Here is an 18,717-nt window from a genome sequence, read left to right as displayed (position 1 = left end):
TCTTTTGGCCGATTTACTCTCATGCTCAGTCCTATACATGAGGAGAGAGTTATGGCCGAATTATCCCTGGCGAAACATTCACAAAGCTTCAAGCGTTTCATCCCTGGCCTATTGCTAACGGCGATTATCGCTTTTACTACCGCGTGGTTGGGCAATCAATCCATTATGTCAGGCCTCGGTTTGGGTGCATTGACACTGGCCATCATCGTCGGCATTGCGGTGGGCAATACTGTGTATCCGTCGATTCATCCGTATTGTGATGAAGGAATGCAGTTTGCCAAACAGAAATTACTGCGTCTTGGCATCATTCTGTACGGGTTCCGCCTGACTTTTCAGCAGGTGATGGATGTAGGCGTCAGTGGTGTCATGATCGATGTGATAATGCTGTGCAGCACTTTTATTATTGCCAGCACTCTGGGCTATCGCTTGTTAGGAATCGATAGAAAAACCGCCTGGTTAATCGGCGCTGGCAGCAGCATTTGTGGTGCTGCAGCAGTCCTGGCAGCCGCGCCCGTAGTAAAAGCAGAATCGTCAAAAGTCTCGGTGGCTGTAGCAACGGTGGTAATTTTCGGCACGCTGGGTATTTTTCTTTATCCCTTTATCTGGCGCGAATTTGCCCATGCGCTGCCCGGCATTTCACTGACACAGTTTGGCATCTATACCGGCTCAACCATGCATGAAGTGGCACAAGTGGTCGCTGCCGGTCATGCGGTGAGTGTGGACACCGAAAACGCCGCAGTGATAGCGAAAATGCTGCGGGTCATGATGCTGGCGCCCTTTCTGCTGGTACTGGGAGTGATGGTGAACCGGTACGCGGGCGAAGTCGGAACTCGCCAGAAACGCATCACCTTTCCGTGGTTTGCGCTGATATTCATGTTGGTCGCACTGTTTAACTCATTCCACTTTTTACCGCCCGCCATAGTATCAGGCATCAATATCCTGGATAACGTATTGCTGGCGATGGCGATGGCTGCGCTGGGATTATCAACAAGAATCAGTCAACTTAAAAACGCCGGATTACGTCCGTTTTTGTTGGGGTTAATTTTGTTTATCTGGTTAGTCGTTGGTGGCGGGATGATAAATCTGCTCATCCATCACTGGTTGGGATGATGAATAATGTAAAATTCAGGGGCAAATTGTGGTGTGCCCATAGACTTTTCTTTGTATCTCGACATACAGGGTAGCGTTGTCTACTGACTCAGGGTCATTCCACAACGGTTCGGAAGTGTCTGCATTATCCGTGGCGATTCAATATTCTCCTTTTTGCAACATTAGCGCATTCAGAGTTTGATCGGCATCACTTCTGTTATTACCTAAAGCAAATTCCCATTTTGCCTCTTTCAGCTTAATAAGCTGATTAAAATACCATGCCTGATGTGAGCGATGAAATACACCTGCTCCAATATGTAACCAACATAATTTGGACATGATTTTTCTCCACATCAGACAATCTGCTAATTAATATGTTTGGTAAATTTCCACTCAGATGAAATAATAAGCGGTTGATTCTGAGTCACATACTGTGGTATTCGATTAATATCATTAGGTGCCTGGGTTAGAGGGTTGACACAAGTCGCATCAGGTTGCTTATCAAAGATAACCAGACTATGGGCAGTAGAAGTCATCTTCAGCGTCAGTTGGCCGGGCCAAACAAGACTGGCGTGTCCCCCTCGGATAAAACCAAAACAATCATCCCAGGGTCCTGGTTGAGGTGTTATCCGCTTACCGGTGGGAAGTTCATTATCGCCAGTCTCCTCTTGCCAGTCCGCTGAAAACTGAACGCTCAGTTCACTCTGCTCACCATCGGAATACGGATGTTTCAAAAACCAGGGGTGCCACCCTGCAGAGGCCGGAAACGTATCTGCGTCACTGTGAATTTCCAGGTGCATGATTAGCGCATCGCCCTGTAACGCAATCCGCTGTATAACATAGCCTTTCCACGGCCACGGGTCTGCCAGTGTCATACGGAGTGTCAGACTCTCATGAGTTTGTTCAACAACCTCCCACAAGGAATAACACGCCATCCCATGCAACGCATGAGGAGGTTTATTGGCGGGCAACTGCCAGATTTTACCATCAGCAGCCAGTTGCCCCTTTCCCAGACGCCCTACCCACGGCACCATAGGAAACGAACCATATTGAAACGCGCGACGCTGCGGGTTCCACTGGCGCAGCAATTCATAGCCAAATACCCGCAGTGAGGTGATTCTGGCGGCATCCTGAGGAAAGACCGTCACCTCAACATGCCCTTTTTTTAGAGTAATGGCATCCCCCATCGGCCCCGGCCATGGTGCATCAAACGCCTGTTGCAGAGCCAGAAAATGCTCATTATTTCCTTTATTGTTCATGAGATTGCTTCCTGAGAAAGTGATAGTCATGCGTCAATTGTTGCGTCTTTCCCGGTGATGTATTTAGCGGCAGCGGTTCGATAAACCAGACGCAGACAAATGACACCACAGAGATAAAAAATAAGAACGTGGCAACATACCAGGGCTCGCCTCCGCCTAATGCCAGTAAACTTGAGGCAATAAGCGGGCTCATGCCGCCAAGAATGGCAGAGACCTGATAGGCAAAAGAGAGTCCCGTGTAACGAACCTGGGTGCCAAACATGCGGGTAAATAGCGTTGGCTGAACGGCAAACATCATCGTTGGGCCAAAGTTGTAACCCAGAATCATACTTATCCAGATTATCGCCACGCTTTTGGTGCCCAGCAGCAGGAAGAAGGGAAAAGCAAACAGCACACAAAAGCCGGCACCCAACAGATAGATTTTCCGCTGCCCTGTGCGGTCGGAGATCCAGCCGACCAATGGGCAGATCGCTATTCCGATAGCTGAGGCAATCAACATACCGGTTAACGGGACATCACGGGAAAGCGCCAGCTGCGTAGAGATATAGACGATGCCAAAGGCGTTGATAATGTTTGAGGAAACGCTCTCAGCGAGACGCGCACCCAGCGCCAGCGAGATATTTTTCGGGTGTTTACGAAACAGCTCAATCAGCGGCAGCGGCGCTTTCTTTTCCTGTGGCTTTGTCTGCCGATGTTTAAAGTCCAGCGTCTCTTCGGTATGCAGTCGAATGAACATCCCCACCGCCAGCATTAACGCCGACAGCCAGAAAGGGATACGCCAACCCCAGGCAAGAAATTGCTCCTGGGTCAACAGGTGGTTACAGAGCGCAAAAATGCCGGTAGCCAGCATAATGCCGACGGAAGCGGCCGTTTGCGGTAATGAGCCAAGAAAGCCACGTTTCTTCTGCGGCGCAGATTCAATAGTCATCAGTGCCGCCCCGCCATACTCACCACCGAGGCCAATCCCCTGGATGAGGCGCAGAACCATCAGCAGCAGCGGCGCCCAAATACCAATATCGTTGTAGGTAGGAATAAATTTAATAAGGAAAGTAGAGGTACCGACAATGCCTAATGTCCAGATCAGCGTAATTTTACGGCCAACCCTGTCGCCAAAATGGCCGAAAACGATACCTCCCAGCGGGCGGGTGAGAAAACCCACGCCAAAAGTAGCGAAAGCCGCAATAACACCCACAGACGGGTCGCTATCGGGAAAAAACAAGGGCGCAAACACCAACCCGGCGGCGGTGCCAAAAATAAAAAAGTCATACCATTCAAGTAACGCGCCAGCGAAACTTCCCCATACGACGCGACGCATCGCTTTGCCGGAAAGCCCGGCAGTGGGTTCATGTAATCTTTCAGACATTATGTTTCCTCTCCGAAGCGGTGAGAAAACTGTGGGTGAAGTTCACCCACAGCAAGGACAGGTCATCGCGCATCAATCCATGTCGGGCGCGTTATTATTTTTCCAGTTCGGCTAACACCTGAGCGTCTTCCGCGTCGACGTTGGCACCAAGCGGTTCCCACTTTATCAGCGCACAGGTGATGAAGCCGATGAATGGCACCAGCGCCAGCCAGTAGAAGGCATCCGTCTTTAATGCGCCCCAGAGCATGGGCCAGAAGATTAGGCCTGCAATCGCACCGGTACGCATAATGGCTCGGGCAAATCCCACGCCTGTTGGGCGAATACTCGGCGGATAAGAAAGCGTGGCGATAGTCATCCCCAACCCACCAGGCCCGGCTGAGTGGAAGAAAATGATGGCACCCAGCAGTCCCAAAGAGAGCCATGGGTTGGTCGTGGCCAGCGCACCCAGCGCCAGCAGTGCCAGAGTGACCACAACGAAGCCGTACATGGATTGCAGACGAGTCCCTAAGCGCTGCAGGACGAAAGAGCCAATCAAACCACCGGAGATCCCACACAGGGCATTGACCACAGCCGAGCCTGAAAGCGCCCCTGTCAGACCGCCGCTCAGAATTCCCGCCAGCGTCAGCGGCAAATAGACCCCTACCGCGTTGTACTGCCATGCCTGCATCGTGGCAACAACACATCCCAGAACGGTACGCTTGCGGTAACGCGCATTAAACAGAATGGCATACCCCGTATGAATTTTGTTTTCACCCTGAGATGCCTGAGTGATGGATTTCTCCAGCGCGACGCTGGCATGCACGCCATAACGTTTACGTAAGATATCGCAGGCTTCATCATAACGACCGACACGCGCCGCCCACATTGCCGATTCACCAATGAAAACGTAACGCAGGATCATGATGATGACAGAGAACACGGCGCCTATGAAAATGCCGTAGCGCCAGAGCTGATCTTCCGCGATCCCGGAGAGCAACAGTGGCAGCAGTACCAGATACACCACGGTGGTCGACACGTACCAGGCCATCTGCCATAAATTGACTGATGTACCGGTTTTTTTCGACGTCGAGCCACGAAGTTCCGCCACTGCATTGGTCGCCAACGGGAAGTCGATACCGAGGCCAAACCCCATCACCACACGGCATACCAGTACCCACCAAATATTTGGTGCCACCGCTACCGCTGCCGCTCCCAGCGTACACAGCGCCATACCAATCAAAAATGCACGTCGCTGACCAAAACGGCTAATCACGCGGTTTGCCAGCAGGCCACCAATCAGTGCAGCGATCAGGACAGAAGCGTTTACCGTGGCCGCAAGTCCGGGAGAGATCCCAAACTGCGCGGCAATATATTTATTACCAAAACCCACCATTGCGGCCTGATAGGCATCGATCAGAATGCCTCCAAGCGCAATGAATATAACGCCTGCACCTGCGTTAACAGCTGAGTTTTTATTAACAATATCAATCACATCTTGTGGTCAACTAATTGAGTAAGGTGCAGGACTGGTGATTTGTACCATCACAATATCCTTTCTTTATGTTGTAGAGGACGCCGCCCTGGTGCGGCGTCGGTCAGAGGTTGTGATCCGTTAGGCTTCGGCGAATTGCAGCATGACTTTGATGGAATCATTTTGCTGCGCGCGCTCAAAGGCGGCGGCGGCTTCACTCACCGGGAACATGTCAGTTACCAGTTCGCTGGTATCAAATCGTCCGTCCGCCAGCCAGCCGATCACCACGTCAAAATCTTCAGGAATGTACATGCCGGAGTTGAGCAGGTCGCGTTCGAAACGTTGCATCATCGGCAACGGAATTTCACGCGGACCGCTTGGTACACCCATGCACAACACTGTGCCGCCGGCATACACTCGTGTGCATGCCTCATTGAGCGTTGCCTGAGCGGCAACCACGTCAATTGCGCCAGTAAAACGGGCCAGCGCATCCAGCTCGCCTGGCGCCCACGCTTGCGCAGCGCCCAGTTTGAGTGACAGAGCGCGTTTAGCGGCATCGGGTTCAATAACGGTAATGTCACCCGCCCCCATGATGCGTAACGCCTGAACAATCGACAGCCCAATGGTGCCTGCACCAATCACCAGTACGCTTTCCAGCGAATCTTGCGGCATACGGCTAACGCAGTGACGCGCACAGGCGGCTGGCTCCGCAAACGCGAGCACTTTTAATGGCATTGAGGCAGGCGCAACATGGCAGTTACGCGCCGGAACGATATGCTGCGAACGGGCAAATCCTGGCGCACGAAAACCGGCTACCTGCGGCGGCTCACACAAGTTAAAACGCCCCGCTTTACAGGCGCGGCACTCCATGCAGGCCATAATGGGATCGACCACAACTTGATCGCCAGGCTTCACATTCACCACCTCACTGCCCACTTCAGTCACGCGGGCAGCAACTTCATGCCCTGGCACGACGGGCGGTTTGGCGAACGGATGGCCACCTTTCAATACATGTAAATCAGAACCGCAAATCCCGAAGAATGCAGGAGCAATGCGGACTTCATGAGGCTTAAGTTCCTGGTGTGGCTGTTCGACATACTGCGTTGTGACCTTTCCGATGTCGGAAAATAAAACTTGGGTAATTTTGTCCATGGTTGTTCTCCTGATGCGCTTATGGTTTTGTATTAACGCTGAGAAATACCTTCATCAACAATCTCGGCCAGCCGCTGAAGGCGTGGTACTGACACATCACGTAGCATCGTTTGCGGATCTTGTGCGCCAATAACCGAGGCCCAGACAGCGCGCCCCGCCAGGAAGCCGGATGCACCGCTTTTCATGGCAATACGCACGGCGCGGCCAAAGATATCGGCCTCTACGCCTGATGAAAGAATGACCCACGGCATGTTCATCTGGTCATTCAGTTTCTGGCAGGCAGAAAGTAATGCCTGCTCACTGCCTTTCCCGCCCAGCGGCATTTCCACTTTGTAAAGGTCCGCAGCAGTACTGCCTAATTCCGCAGCCGCCGCCACAATGGCGCTTTCACGATCAAATTCCCAGCCACGGCGCGGCGGACGGACAACCGGCTCGATGATGCTCACCAAACCTGCACTGCGGCAGCGTTGAACAAATTCCTCCACCATAGCGAGACGCGCATCTGCCGGTTCGTCTTCACGCCACAGTACCAATAGCTTCATGGCTTTAGCGCCCATTTCGCGCACGCGGATCGGATCGATTGCACGGTCAATTTCCACGCTATCCACCGGAATACCGTTACCCGGCAGGAAATGGTCGGCGGCGACAATCAGACCGCAAGTTTCGGCTACCGCGCCCTGCTTGATGATCTGATCGAGACAAAATTGTTTATCCGCCAGCACAGCAGACGCCCACGGTGAAAGAATGCGCGTCGCCGCCACTTTAAAATCGGTCAGTACGCTGTCAGCAACAGGTTTTGGCTGCCCCGCAGCGGCAAACATCAAACGCATCGCTTCACGCTGATCGACAGCCAGCATGGCGAATCCGCCGCCCGGGCGCGAAATATCTTTCAGGGTATAAGGGGTGTTCAGGGAAGACATAATTACTCCTGTCATAGTCGATGATTAAAGAGAGTCTGGTCGGCCAGCAAGATGGCGAACCTGAGATAACAAGGCGCTCCAGTCCTGACGGCCCCGGCCATCATGGCTGGCAGACTGGTAATAGGTTTCGGCGACTTCGCCCATACCCAATGGCACCCCAGTCTGTTTGGCGACATCAACAGCAATCCGCAGATCTTTCAGCGCAAGGTCGACCATAAACGCCGGAGAGAGATCGCCGTTCAGAACCTTGCCCGGCCAGGTGGTAGTGAAGTGGCCTTTACCCGCCGCCGTACCGCTCATCACCTTGATAGCGACGCCGAGGTCAAGGTCTAAGGATTCGCAAAGTACCGCCGCCTCGGCAGAAAGCGCATTAAGCGCAATACTCATGTAGTTGTTAATCAATTTGACGCGGATGCCCATTCCCGGTCCGCCAGCCTCGACCAGCTCAGAACCCATGCACATCAGGATTGGACGTGCGCGTTCAACCTGCACAGAAGTCCCGCCGGCGAGAATAAGTAAGGTGCCATCTGTTGCGTTATCGGAGGTTCGACCCACCGGCGCGTCCATCATGTCATGCCCTTTTTCAGCCATTTCGCGAATCAGCGCATCGGTTTGCAGGGGGTGGATGGTGGACATATCAATCGCCAGCGCATTCGCACTCATGGTCTGGCAAACGCCCGAATCACCGAACAAGACATTACGGACAATGTCGCCATTAGGCAGCATAGTGATAATAAACTCGGCATCCTGGGCGGCATGCGCGGGTGTATCAGCAGCAACCGCGCCCTTTTCCACCAGCGCATTGACTGCCTGTTGGTTAAGGTCGAAAACGCGTAAGGTATGGCCTTTCTGCAGCAGGTTGCTGGCCATTGGGCTTCCCATCTGACCAAGCCCCAAAAATGCGATAGTAGACATGAACACTCTCCTGTCATTTAATGAGCAAAAAAACACAAACACCAAGTCACTTTTCGTCTGTTTTTGATCATATTTGTAATTCATGGCTAAAAACCAGACATTCGTCACTAATTTGATCATTTACGTCATTAAAATAAGCATCAGACGACAAAATAAAACAGGAAAAGACAAAGATGATCAAAATTGCTTGTGTAGGGATTGCCGTACAGGATCGTATTTACTCTGTGAATGCATTACCCACAGGAGGCGGCAAATACCAGTCTGACCACTACCAGGAAACGGGCGGCGGACCTGCGGCTACGGCTGCTGTAGCAATTGCACGTCTTGGCGCAGAGGTCGATTTTATTGGACGCGTGGGGGATGACAGCACGGGTAATACGTTAATTGCCGAACTCCAGCAGCTTGGTGTGAATACGCAATATTGCCGCCAGGTACCGCAAGCTCGGTCCTCACAATCGGCTATTCTGGTTGATAAACAAGGTGAACGGATTATCATCAACTCTCCCAGTCCGGACCTCCCTGCCGACGCACATTGGCTCGATACCATTGATTTTTCGCAATATGATATGGTGCTTGCTGATGTTCGCTGGCATGACGGTACCCTGAAAGCTTTTACGCTGGCGCAGGCGGCTGGCGTACCGACATTGCTGGATGCCGATGTCACGCCGCAGGACATCACCTCGTTGGTCGCCCTTGCAGACCACGCCGTTTTTTCTGCCCCAGGCCTGAAACGGCTGACCGGAAGCACGGAGGGAGAAGAAGGGCTGAACAAGGCTGCTGCCCTGACGGATGGGCGCGTTTATGTTACTCAGGGCCTGGAAGGCGCATTATGGAAAGAGTATGATCGTTTCTGTTACTCACCGGCCTTTTCCGTCAAAACCATCGATACCACCGGCGCTGGCGACGTTTTCCACGGCGCACTCGCCCTTGCGCTGGCGGAAAAAATGTCGACAGAAATCGCCGTACAATTCGCCAGCGCCGTTGCAGCAATGAAATGTACGCGTCCCGGAGGGCGTGCGGGGATACCTGACCGTCAGCAAATCGCGTCATTTTTGTCACTTTATGCTTAAAATAACGGTTTTTTACAGGGGAACTGACAGGAGTGTTCATGAGCATCACCGAACTAACGGGTAATCCGCGGCACGATCAGCTTGTTCAATATATCGCTGAGCGTGGCTATATGAATATTGAGGAACTCGCGCAATTACTGGATGTTTCGACCCAAACCATCCGCCGCGATATTCGCAAGCTAAGTGAACAAGGTCTAATCACCCGACACCATGGCGGGGCCGGACGCGTTTCAAGCGTGATGAACACGGCGTTTGAAGAGCGCGAGCTGTCTTTAACCCAGGAAAAACGGGAAATGGCCGATGCCGTGTCAGATTACATTCCTGAACGTTGTACCCTGTTTCTCACGATTGGAACCACCGTCGAAGCCGTCGCCCGTGCACTGCTAGGACGTCAGGATTTGCGTATCATCACCAACAGCTTGCGCGTGGCGCAAATTCTATACAAAAACCAGGATCTGGAAGTGATGGTTCCCGGCGGGGTGCTTCGTTCGCATAACGGCGGCATTGTCGGACCGGGAACGGTGAATTTTGTTGAAGGTTTCCGGGCGGACTACCTTATCACCAGCGTGGGTGCTATCGAAAACGACGGCACCTTGCTTGAGTTTGATGTTAATGAAGCCACCGTCGCGAAAACCATGATGGGCCATTCCCGTCACACGCTGTTAGTCGCCGACCATACAAAATTCCATGCATCTGCCGCCGTTTCAATTGGCAACGCGCGGAAGGTCAAAGCATTCTTTACCGATAAACCGCCGCCTGCGGCATTTCGACAATTGCTGGAAGAAGACAAGGTAGAACTGATTATCGCAGAGGATAATGCCTGATCGGGTCAACATTATTACCTGTGCCCGGAAAACCGGGCACCGATACGCAGTAAAGCTCAGTTAATTTGCACCGTGAGGCAGTTCTTATGAACTGCCTCAATCAAGGCCTTTGATCAAGGTGCGATTCCATATCCGACAGTTCGCCAACTGAAGTTGAGACTGATTCGCGGTTTAGCGCCCCCGCAACAGAATCACAGCCATGAAAACAGACAGCGCAACGGCGACGGCGCTCGCCAGATACACAGAACCGATCCCCCATTCTCCCGCCAGCACCCCGGCCAGCGGACTGGTTATTCCCAAAGAAAGATCGAGGAAAGCGACATAAGCGCCCATTGCCAGACTGCGGGTTTGCGGGGGCGCGCGGCGCACCGCTTCAACGCCGAATCCGGGAAACGCCAGCGAATAACCAAAGCCCGTGAGCGCCGCGCCCAGCAGCGCCACATTTGCCGTGTCGGCCTGCCAGATCAGCACCTGTCCCAGCGCCTCAATAATTACGCAGACTAACGCGACGCGTGCCCCACCGAGTTTATCCGGCAGATGACCAAAGAAAATACGGGCGCCGATAAAGGCCAGACCAAAAGTAGTGAACGCCAGAGACGCATCGCCCCACTGCCGCGCGGTGAACAGCAAGGCAATAAACGCTTCAATCACGCCGAAGCCCACGCTGCAAAGCGCCAGCCCCATCCCCGGCTTCCACACCGCATTAAGCACTTTGTAGAACGGCGTCCGCTCAGCAGCAACAGGGGCGACCCCGGTAACTTTGGCAATAATGGCCAGAGCGATAAATGGAATAAGAGTCGCTGAGAGAGCGATACCGAAAAAACCGCCCTGCGTACTGGCAGCCACGCCTAAGGGGGCTCCCAGCGCATAAGCGCCATACATGGCTATGCCATTCCAGGACATCACCTTTCCAGCGTTACGCGTTCCTACCAGCCCAATCCCCCAGCCCATAGCGCCAGTGACAATAAGGCTTTCCCCCAGAGCCAGCACAATACGACCTGCCAGCAGGATCCAGACAGAGACCACCGCCAGGGAAATAAACATCAGCGAGATTAAGAATATTATGCCCGATACTGTAACGATAAGCAGACCAATAACCATGGCGCGCTTTGGCCCGTTAATATCGGCAAAATTCCCGGCCCACGAGCGGGAAAGTAATGCCGCCACAAACTGGGCGCCAATAACTACCCCGACAACCAGCGGGCTCATTCCCAGCGTGACGTGCAGATGTATCGGTAATACCGGTAATTGCATCCCAATAATAAGAAACCCGATAAATACGGACAGCACCAGCGGCAGCAGCGTAAGGAAAACGCTTTTTACAGGCGGCGCGATGTCAGCCATCGTCGGGGAAGAGTGATTTTGTTTTTCAGTCATAGATATCATCAAATAAATATATTTTTATAACCAGTGATGCAGGCTCTCACCTCTTCATTACTGTCCCTGAAAGTCGCCTGCAACCGCCACGTTGTCAGCAACCCTTAAAAACTCACCGCAGGCGAATCGATAGTTCAACATCACCCGCAAAGGGCACCGACAGATAGCCATTCTTCGGAGAACGGATATAGTCCAGATAATCTGGGCTGAAATCTGCGTTGTCGGCGATCACCAACGCGCCGGGGCGCAGATGGCTTTCCACCTTTGCCAGCACATCGATATAGATTGATTTGGCCCCATCAAGCAGCAGCAGATCGACCGTTTCCGGGAGATCTCTCGCCAGCGTCTGTAAAGCATCCCCTTCCCGGATTTCGACCAGATCGTCTAATCCGGCTTCTTTCAGATGTGCATTCGCCTGGAGCACCTTTGCGGGTTCGAACTCACTGCCGATCAATCGCCCTCCGCCGTTATCACGTAGTGCCGCAGCGAGATGCAGCGTTGAAATACCGAACGAGGTGCCGAACTCGACGATATTTTGTGCCTGCGTGCTCCGCGCCAGCATATACAATAAGACACCGGTCTCGCGTGAAACGGGTAACCAGAGGTCTTTCAGGTAACCGTAAAAATCCAGATACTCGGTTTTACTGCTCATCAGGCGTTCACGTTCGGCACGCGGCATACTGGCTAATGCCGGGCTGGAGGCTTTTTCCGCCTGTTTAAACAAGCGATCCAGCAGCGTCGCTAAAGCCGGAGAAGTCAGTGTTGCAGTCATCGATAGCACTCCATAAGTGTAATAAGTCTAAAAACTAATGTGACTAATTCGTCACATTGATATAATGCGATGAATTAGTCGTTTTCGCTATTCGCATTCATTTCACTGAGGAAGCAACGCCATGACATATCGCCAGAGCCCACGGATATCCTCAAGAAAGCTACCTAAACAGGCGCGTTCAACAGAACTTGTCGCCGCCATTTTGCAGGCGGCTACTCAGGTTTTGGCAACGGAGGGGGCACAGCGTTTCACTACCGCCCGGGTAGCAGAAAAGGCGGGGATCAGCATTGGTTCGCTTTACCAATATTTCCCGAACAAAGCGGCCATTCTGTTCCGTCTGCAATACGATGAGTGGCAACAAACCACCGCAATGCTACGCCAGATTCTCGAAGATGACGGCAAGCCACCGCAGGCAAGGCTGCGGAGACTGGTACAGGCGTTTATTCAGTCTGAATGCGATGAGTCTGCGATGAGAGTGGCGCTTAACGATGCCGCGCCGCTCTACCGCGACGCGCCGGAGGCTCAGGCAGCAAAATCTGAAGGTGACGAGATATATCAGGCATTTATGCGGGAAGTGTTACCTGATGCGCCAGATGAGGTCCTGGCTCAGGCAAGCGAGTTGATTATTACCACGCTTGGCGCGGTCGGCCATGCTTTTTCGGAGAGCCCACGTACCCAGCAGGAAATAACCGCCTGGGCTGATGCCATGGCAGATATGTTTTGCGCATACATTGACAGTATGGGTAATGCATTGAATTCACTGATCCGGCCAGCTACCCCGTAACCGGGTTTACCGTCAGCGTGGCATTCAGCGCCGCCGTCAGGCTGATAGTATCCACGGCAAAGGGCAGATTTTCACTGGCCTCAGGCTTGATTTTTACGCCTGCGGCAATGTGTTCCAGCAAAACGATATTATCGCCGATACCCAGCGCGGCTGTCGTCAACGGCATATCCATATTCCGCCGGATAAGGTGTTGGGATAAGCATTGCGAAACGCGCTCAGCCCAACTTTTTGCAGAAAATACTCGGCGCGCTCCTTTGCTTCAGCCCGCCCCACCCAGTAACGCCAGTTAAATGTTATTTTTATGTTATTATTAAATGGGTATTTTATTGGGACATTTCGGTCTTCCTAAACCATTGTTAAACATCTTCCTGTTGTTCATCTCACAATGGTTTTCTGACTAGTCAGAATAACATTCATCATAGTTTACCCCCTCCTTGCCAATAACACCAATGACAACAACACGTTGTGTAATCTGAATGAAATGAGTATGGGTGAATTTATTTTTAATAAATAACCAAATATCGAAATATTCAGGATTATGGTTGTGTTGACGGTTAACTTTATGTATGGATAATTCACTGCATACCATGTACGAGCGGCTGAAATGACAGCATTCTTTTTAATACTTAGCGTTATGATTAATTATGTCTTGCGGAAATTATAAATTCAGAAAAGATGAGAGGAAAAAAACATACTGCGGTATAAGTCGTCATGTCATTCTTGAGCGGGTACGTCCTTACGGGTTTATTGAATGCGGTGCGATGCTGCAGTTTTTGCAACTGATCTGCGCAACTCCACCGGAGATAAGCGATTTGACTTATATTCGTGAGAAAACAAAAGAGTGCCTGAATATACATGATAATGAAAGTGACTATTTTAATGATTTAAAGAGACTGGTTCGTGATATCGATAACGAAATTATATACCGGGTAAGCAGTATCGATACCCTCCCTTGAAAAAAAATCAGGCATGGTGTTTTCTCTGTTGCGCCTGTGCATTCTTTATGGCTGCCCTTAATTATCACAGGTGGATGTTTTTCAGGCTCCCCCTCATTGATTAGCATTTTATATAAAGTGAAAAAATGAAATATATATCTTTGAAGCTTTTTGGGTGCGGCCTGCTGTGCGCATTCAGTCTGCTGTCCGCTTCTGTTTCAGCAGGCGGAATATCTCTTGGTGGCACCCGCGTGGTGTATCCGGCAGATGCAGCACAGACAACCATCTCCGTCGCTAATCAAAGCGATGCATCGACCTATCTTATTCAGTCCTGGGTGGAAAAGGCCGACGGAACAAAAACCAGCGACTTTATTGTTACCCCGCCGCTCTATACGAGCGCACCGGGCAATGAAAACGTGCTGCGCATTATATCCGGCGGGGCTCCGCACGCACGGGACCGGGAGACGCTGTATTACTTCAACGTCAAGGCTATTCCTTCGGTCAACAAAAAGGCTGCTGAGGGCAGCCCGGCCAGCCTGGTGGTGGCGACGGTCATGCAGATAAAACTATTTGTCCGCCCGCCGGGGCTGAAACCGGCCCGGCAAAATGCGGCAGATAACCTGGCGTTTACCCGAAAAGGAGAGCAACTGGTCATCCGCAATCCAACCCCCTATTACCTGACTCTGAGCGGTATGAAAGTGGGCTCTCAGGCTCTTACGGATGTGATGGTACCTCCACAGGGAACCGGAACCATAAGTCTGCCGACCGGCAGTGGGAATACTGTCACCTGGCAGTCCATTAACGATTACGGTGGTCTGGACAAGGGACAGAGTCGCATTCGCTAAAAGGCAATGATCGTGATGAGGCATAAACATTTAGCGATTTTCCGGCTGACCGTACTGGCTACAGCAGTGCTCTGCAGCCGGGGAGTGTACGCAGAGGAGCTCTGGTTCCCGCCTGAGCTGGTGTCCGGTTCTGGTGAAACGGTAGACCTCTCTCAGTTCGAGAGTGGGGGGCAGATGCCCGGTACGTACCCGGTCAGCGTGTACCTCAATCGGGTTCTGATTGAGACCCGCGATGTCCGTTTCGTTGCGGCCAAAACCGAAGCACAGAAGGCTGGCATTAAAGACCACACGGGCCTGGTGGCCTGCCTGAGCCGCGAGGATTTAATGTCCGCAGGGGTAAAACCGGAGGCTTTCGGAGACAACCAGGCGCGTGAAGATAAAACCGGAGAGACCGTTTCGCCTGTCAGCATGATACCGGATGCGACCGTTCTTTTTGATTTTCAGCAAATGCGGCTGGATATCAGTATTCCCCATAAATGGGTACAGAAACGCCCGCGTAACTGGGTTCCGCCGGAGCGCTGGGATAACGGCATCCCGGCTGCCCTGCTGAACTGGTCGTTCAGCGGCACTGACAGTCGGGGGCGCTACGGGAGCAGCAGTAATCACTATCTGCGCCTTAACAGCGGAATTAACGCCGGGCCCTGGCGTTTACGTGACGGACGGACGATGAGTGACTACCGCAGTTCGTCATACCACAGCCAGCAGTGGCGACACGGACGAACCTGGCTTGAGCGGGGCATTATCCCCTGGCGCAGCACCCTGACGATGGGAGACACCGTCACGGAAGGCGATATTTTTGACTCTGCAGGCATCCGGGGCGTGAAGCTGAGGACTGACGACAGTATGTATCCTGAACAGGAGCGGGGCTACGCACCGGTCATTCGCGGTACCGCGATGAGCAATGCCCGGGTCAGCATACGTCAGAACGGCTATGTGATGTATGAGACCAACGTCTCTCCGGGGGAATTTGAGATTGATGACATTAACCCGATGTATTCCAGCGGTGACCTGGAGGTGACGGTAACAGAGGCAGATGGAGGCGTACGTATCTTCACCGTGCCTTATGCCACGGTGCCTAATCTGCTCAGGGAGGGGCGCGTGAAATATGCGCTCAGCGGCGGACAACTGTATGACGTGGGGCACCGTGACGGAGGCCATCCTGAGGTACTTCAGGGAACTCTGGCATGGGGGCTGCCGCACGGGATGACAGCTTTCGGCGGGATGCAGTTTACCCGTAAGTATCAGGCCGCCGCACTGGGCGCCGGTCTGAATATGGGCTCCTGGGGTGCAGTATCGGCGGATGTCACGCATGCCGACAGCACGCTGGCAGACGGCAGTCGTCACCGGGGGCAGTCTGTACGATTCCTGTACAGTCGTGGATTTGAAAGCACCGGCACGACCTTTCAGCTGGCGGGCTACCGCTATTCGACTCGGGGGTTCTATACCCTGGATGAAAGTCATCGGCCAGTGATGCGGGGCTGGCGTGGAGAGCAGTTGCGTGACGCGTCCGGCCGGCTGCTTCCACGGCCTGTGAGTGACTGGTATGACCTGAAGGACAACCGACGTGAGCGGATGGATATAAACGTTTCCCAGCGAGCGGGCGACAGGGGCTCCCTGTACCTGACGGGAAGCCGGCAGACCTACTGGCACGGGCGTGGGACAAACACATCGCTGCAGGCGGGGTACAGCAGTTTACTGGGACCGGTCAGCTACAGCCTGAGCTACAGCGAGAGCCACAGCCCGTCTGCCGGACGAACGGACCGGGGGGTAAATCTGTCTCTGTCCGTTCCACTGGAACGCCTGTTCTCCGGGACGGGGCAGTCCACCTATGCCTCATTCAGTGCGGGGCGGGACAGCAACGGTGATGTATCTCAGCAGGCTGGTCTGAGCGGAACGGCGCTGGAGCTGAACAACCTGAGCTGGAACGTTTCGCAGGGTTACTCGCGCCAGAGCGGAAACACCGGCAGCGTGCGGCTGGGATACCGGGGGGGCTACGGTGATGTGTCTGCCGGTTACAGTCAGGGTCGGGATTACCATCAGGTGAGCTATGACGCTGCTGGCGGCCTCATCCTGCACAGTGGTGGTCTGACGGCAGGCCAGCCACTGGGAAATACCAGCGTTCTGGTCGCGGTGCCGGGGACCTCCGGCGTGCCACTGGAAGGTGGTACCGGGGTGATAACGGACTGGCGGGGTTATGCGGTGCAGCCCTGGGCGGGAGAGTTCAGAGAGAACCGTGTGGCACTGGATGTCGTGCACCTGGATGCGCATACGGAAGTGGCGGAACCCGTGAAGCGGGTGGTGCCGACGCGTGGTGCGATAGTCCGGGCTGATTTTGCGGCGAAAACGGGCCTGCGGGTACTGATGACGCTGATGAGAAACGGCAAACCCTTGCCATTTGGCGCAATGGTGAATGCGGGAGAGAGCAGTGGAATTGTGGGGGAGGAAGGACAGGTTTACCTGAGCGGCCTCCCCCGTAGCGGAACCCTGAAGGTTAAATGGGGTAGCGAAGAAACACAGATGTGCCAGGGGGCCTGGAGTGTCAGTGAAAACCGGCAGGCAACCGGACTGCTCAGAACGACAGTAGCCTGCCAGTAAACATAATAATTTAAACAAAATCAGTATGATTAACAGTAAAAAGAGAAGGTACTATTAATGAAAAGCATTATCAGTAAGAAGATTGCGGGTGCATTGGTTCTGGCGGCGGCAGGACTGCCGCTGGCTACGCAGGCGGCAGATACTGCGACTGTACAAATCAACGCTACCGTGCAGGCAATATTCTCAGTGGAACCTATCGACTCTGTGACACTGAATGAGACTAAAAAGAACCATGATGTATTGATAAAAACACATACGAATGCGACCAAAGCAAAGGTGACCATAACTTCGGCTAACGGGGAGGATGACCATTTCAGCCTGACTAAAGGTGATGACCTGTATCAGGTCAAGGCCACAATAGCTAATGATGATAAAGCGAAATTCGATAAAACCAACCACCAAATGATGACCACAGTTAAGGGAACTGGCGATCAGGAAACGACGTTACATCTTGAAAATAATAATGGAGATAAGGAACTGCCGGCTGGTAGCTACTCAGGTACCCTCACCGTACATGTTGGGGCGGTATAAAAAGGTAATTCGTCTGCGCTGCCGGGAAGGAAGTCTGGTATCACTCGTGGATACGGACTGGCTGACTGCCTGGGCCTGGCTTTGCCATCAGCGCAAAGGAGCACCAGCCGGAGCTGATGTGTGGGACCAGCGGTGACGCTGGGAGCAGGAAGGCAAAGACCTTTTTCATCTGGTCACCTCCGGCCACTACCGCCTCTCCCCGATGCTGATTCAGGGCAGAGGGGAAAAGGTGTGCACCCGATGTTCAGCCCGGGATACGCTGCTGCTGAAATGGGTCAGTCTTAAAATCCAGGTTCTGCTTCCACAACATGATGCCTGTATGCATTTGCGGGGAAGGAACGCCAGAATGAGCCTGTCTCAGGTTGCGGATGTTACGCACAGCGGCAGGTTCAGGTTTGTTCACCGCACGGATATCCGGGGCGACTATCAGCATATTCGGAAGGCTCAGATGATAAACCTGGTGAACCGGTATGTGGTCTCCCCGGCATATCAGCACCTGATAAATCAATATGTGCAGCGGCGAAATATGGACACCACAGAATGGTATTCCTTGCGGATGTGCGCTAAGCCCGCTCATTGGTGGCAGTCTGTTACGCCATATTGAGGGTTACTACTGCTCTTTTGACCCGGATGAGGTGTTTTATGCCCGTTATATGGATGACTTTTTGCTGCTCACCCGCTCCCGCTGACTGCTGGTGCAGGCGTACGGGATACGGTGAAAACGGTGGGCTGACGGCCTCTTGCGCGTAGCCCGATATTGATTTAAACAAGGTACGGGCCAGGGCTCTGACCTCCGAATTGCGATAATACCCATGAAAGACCCTGTACACGATTCT

Annotated in this window: 19 protein-coding genes; 7 read left to right on the top strand and 12 right to left on the bottom strand. The window is 53.0% G+C overall.

The genetic code is table 11. The features are described from left to right. Window positions 1-51 precede the first annotated feature (51 nt). Window positions 52-1,110 carry a YeiH family protein gene (locus NG99_RS12835; RefSeq protein WP_034893270.1) on the top strand — a complete coding sequence of 353 codons (1,059 nt, stop codon included), beginning with the start codon at window positions 52-54 and terminating at the stop codon, window positions 1,108-1,110. 138 nt (window positions 1,111-1,248) lie between these two features. On the opposite strand, the gene NG99_RS28260 is transcribed toward NG99_RS12835, so the two are convergent. The 7 genes from NG99_RS28260 to yihU form a co-directional block, all read right to left on the bottom strand. Next, entirely contained in the window at window positions 1,249-1,428 is a 180-nt protein-coding gene (locus NG99_RS28260) for a hypothetical protein (protein WP_072017591.1), read from the bottom strand. Window positions 1,429-1,454: 26 nt separating this feature from the next. Beyond that, window positions 1,455-2,348: an aldose epimerase family protein gene (locus NG99_RS12830; RefSeq protein WP_034893267.1), complete on the bottom strand. Its 894-nt coding sequence runs from the start codon at window positions 2,346-2,348 to the stop codon at window positions 1,455-1,457. Beyond that, entirely contained in the window at window positions 2,338-3,711 is a 1,374-nt protein-coding gene (locus tag NG99_RS12825; protein WP_034893264.1) for an MFS transporter, read from the bottom strand. The genes NG99_RS12830 and NG99_RS12825 overlap by 11 nt, the downstream gene beginning before the upstream one ends. A 94-nt stretch (window positions 3,712-3,805) precedes the next feature. Beyond that, window positions 3,806-5,182, bottom strand: a complete 1,377-nt coding sequence (locus tag NG99_RS12820; protein WP_232298297.1) for an MFS transporter — start codon at window positions 5,180-5,182, stop codon at window positions 3,806-3,808. Between the two features lie 120 nt (window positions 5,183-5,302). Next, window positions 5,303-6,313, bottom strand: a complete 1,011-nt coding sequence (locus NG99_RS12815; protein WP_034893261.1) for a zinc-dependent alcohol dehydrogenase — start codon at window positions 6,311-6,313, stop codon at window positions 5,303-5,305. 32 nt (window positions 6,314-6,345) lie between these two features. Further along, window positions 6,346-7,233 carry an aldolase gene (locus tag NG99_RS12810; RefSeq protein WP_034893258.1) on the bottom strand — a complete coding sequence of 296 codons (888 nt, stop codon included), beginning with the start codon at window positions 7,231-7,233 and terminating at the stop codon, window positions 6,346-6,348. A gap of 24 nt (window positions 7,234-7,257) precedes the next feature. Then, window positions 7,258-8,148, bottom strand: a complete 891-nt coding sequence (gene yihU / locus NG99_RS12805; protein WP_034893256.1) for a sulfolactaldehyde 3-reductase — start codon at window positions 8,146-8,148, stop codon at window positions 7,258-7,260. 173 nt (window positions 8,149-8,321) lie between these two features. Here yihU and NG99_RS12800 point away from each other — a divergent pair, with 173 nt between their 5' ends. Beyond that, window positions 8,322-9,218 (top strand): sugar kinase, encoded by an 897-nt coding sequence (locus tag NG99_RS12800; protein WP_034893253.1) that lies wholly within the window; start codon window positions 8,322-8,324, stop codon window positions 9,216-9,218. 38 nt (window positions 9,219-9,256) lie between these two features. Continuing rightward, window positions 9,257-10,042 carry a DeoR/GlpR family DNA-binding transcription regulator gene (locus tag NG99_RS12795; RefSeq protein WP_034893250.1) on the top strand — a complete coding sequence of 262 codons (786 nt, stop codon included), beginning with the start codon at window positions 9,257-9,259 and terminating at the stop codon, window positions 10,040-10,042. A 171-nt stretch (window positions 10,043-10,213) separates the two neighbouring features. Here the strand turns inward: NG99_RS12795 and NG99_RS12790 are convergent, their stop codons facing one another. Next, window positions 10,214-11,419: an arabinose transporter gene (locus NG99_RS12790; RefSeq protein ID WP_052130690.1), complete on the bottom strand. Its 1,206-nt coding sequence runs from the start codon at window positions 11,417-11,419 to the stop codon at window positions 10,214-10,216. 112 nt (window positions 11,420-11,531) lie between these two features. Next, window positions 11,532-12,191, bottom strand: a complete 660-nt coding sequence (locus NG99_RS12785) for an O-methyltransferase (protein WP_034893245.1) — start codon at window positions 12,189-12,191, stop codon at window positions 11,532-11,534. Between the two features lie 121 nt (window positions 12,192-12,312). On the opposite strand from NG99_RS12785, the gene NG99_RS12780 reads away from it, so the two are divergent. Then, window positions 12,313-12,975: a TetR family transcriptional regulator gene (locus tag NG99_RS12780; protein ID WP_034893242.1), complete on the top strand. Its 663-nt coding sequence runs from the start codon at window positions 12,313-12,315 to the stop codon at window positions 12,973-12,975. Here the strand turns inward: NG99_RS12780 and NG99_RS29250 are convergent. Then, window positions 12,965-13,141 (bottom strand): hypothetical protein, encoded by a 177-nt coding sequence (locus tag NG99_RS29250; protein WP_157032627.1) that lies wholly within the window; start codon window positions 13,139-13,141, stop codon window positions 12,965-12,967. The two genes, NG99_RS12780 and NG99_RS29250, sit on opposite strands and share 11 nt — an antisense overlap. Window positions 13,142-14,056: 915 nt before the next feature. Between NG99_RS29250 and NG99_RS12775 the strand changes: the two genes are divergently transcribed. From NG99_RS12775 to NG99_RS12765, 3 genes are read left to right on the top strand one after another with little or no spacing between them, the layout of a single operon-like run. Continuing rightward, window positions 14,057-14,755 (top strand): fimbria/pilus periplasmic chaperone, encoded by a 699-nt coding sequence (locus NG99_RS12775; protein WP_034893240.1) that lies wholly within the window; start codon window positions 14,057-14,059, stop codon window positions 14,753-14,755. A gap of 15 nt (window positions 14,756-14,770) precedes the next feature. After that, entirely contained in the window at window positions 14,771-17,350 is a 2,580-nt protein-coding gene (locus NG99_RS12770; RefSeq protein ID WP_052130704.1) for a fimbria/pilus outer membrane usher protein, read from the top strand. 57 nt (window positions 17,351-17,407) lie between these two features. Further along, the gene (locus tag NG99_RS12765) at window positions 17,408-17,881 is read left to right on the top strand and encodes a hypothetical protein (protein WP_034893235.1); all 474 of its coding nucleotides are present in this window, start codon (window positions 17,408-17,410) and stop codon (window positions 17,879-17,881) included. Between the two features lie 40 nt (window positions 17,882-17,921). On the opposite strand, the gene NG99_RS30205 is transcribed toward NG99_RS12765, so the two are convergent. Together NG99_RS30205 and NG99_RS29970 are read right to left on the bottom strand one after the other, a co-directional pair. Continuing rightward, window positions 17,922-18,050: a hypothetical protein gene (locus NG99_RS30205; protein ID WP_269745681.1), complete on the bottom strand. Its 129-nt coding sequence runs from the start codon at window positions 18,048-18,050 to the stop codon at window positions 17,922-17,924. Between the two features lie 421 nt (window positions 18,051-18,471). Next, on the bottom strand, window positions 18,472-18,717 hold a 246-nt coding region (locus NG99_RS29970; protein WP_034893229.1), incomplete at its 5' end, for a PI-PLC domain-containing protein.

The organism is Erwinia typographi (assembly GCF_000773975.1).
Taxonomy (GTDB): domain Bacteria; phylum Pseudomonadota; class Gammaproteobacteria; order Enterobacterales; family Enterobacteriaceae; genus Erwinia; species Erwinia typographi.
This window is presented reverse-complemented; position numbering and strand designations above follow the sequence as displayed.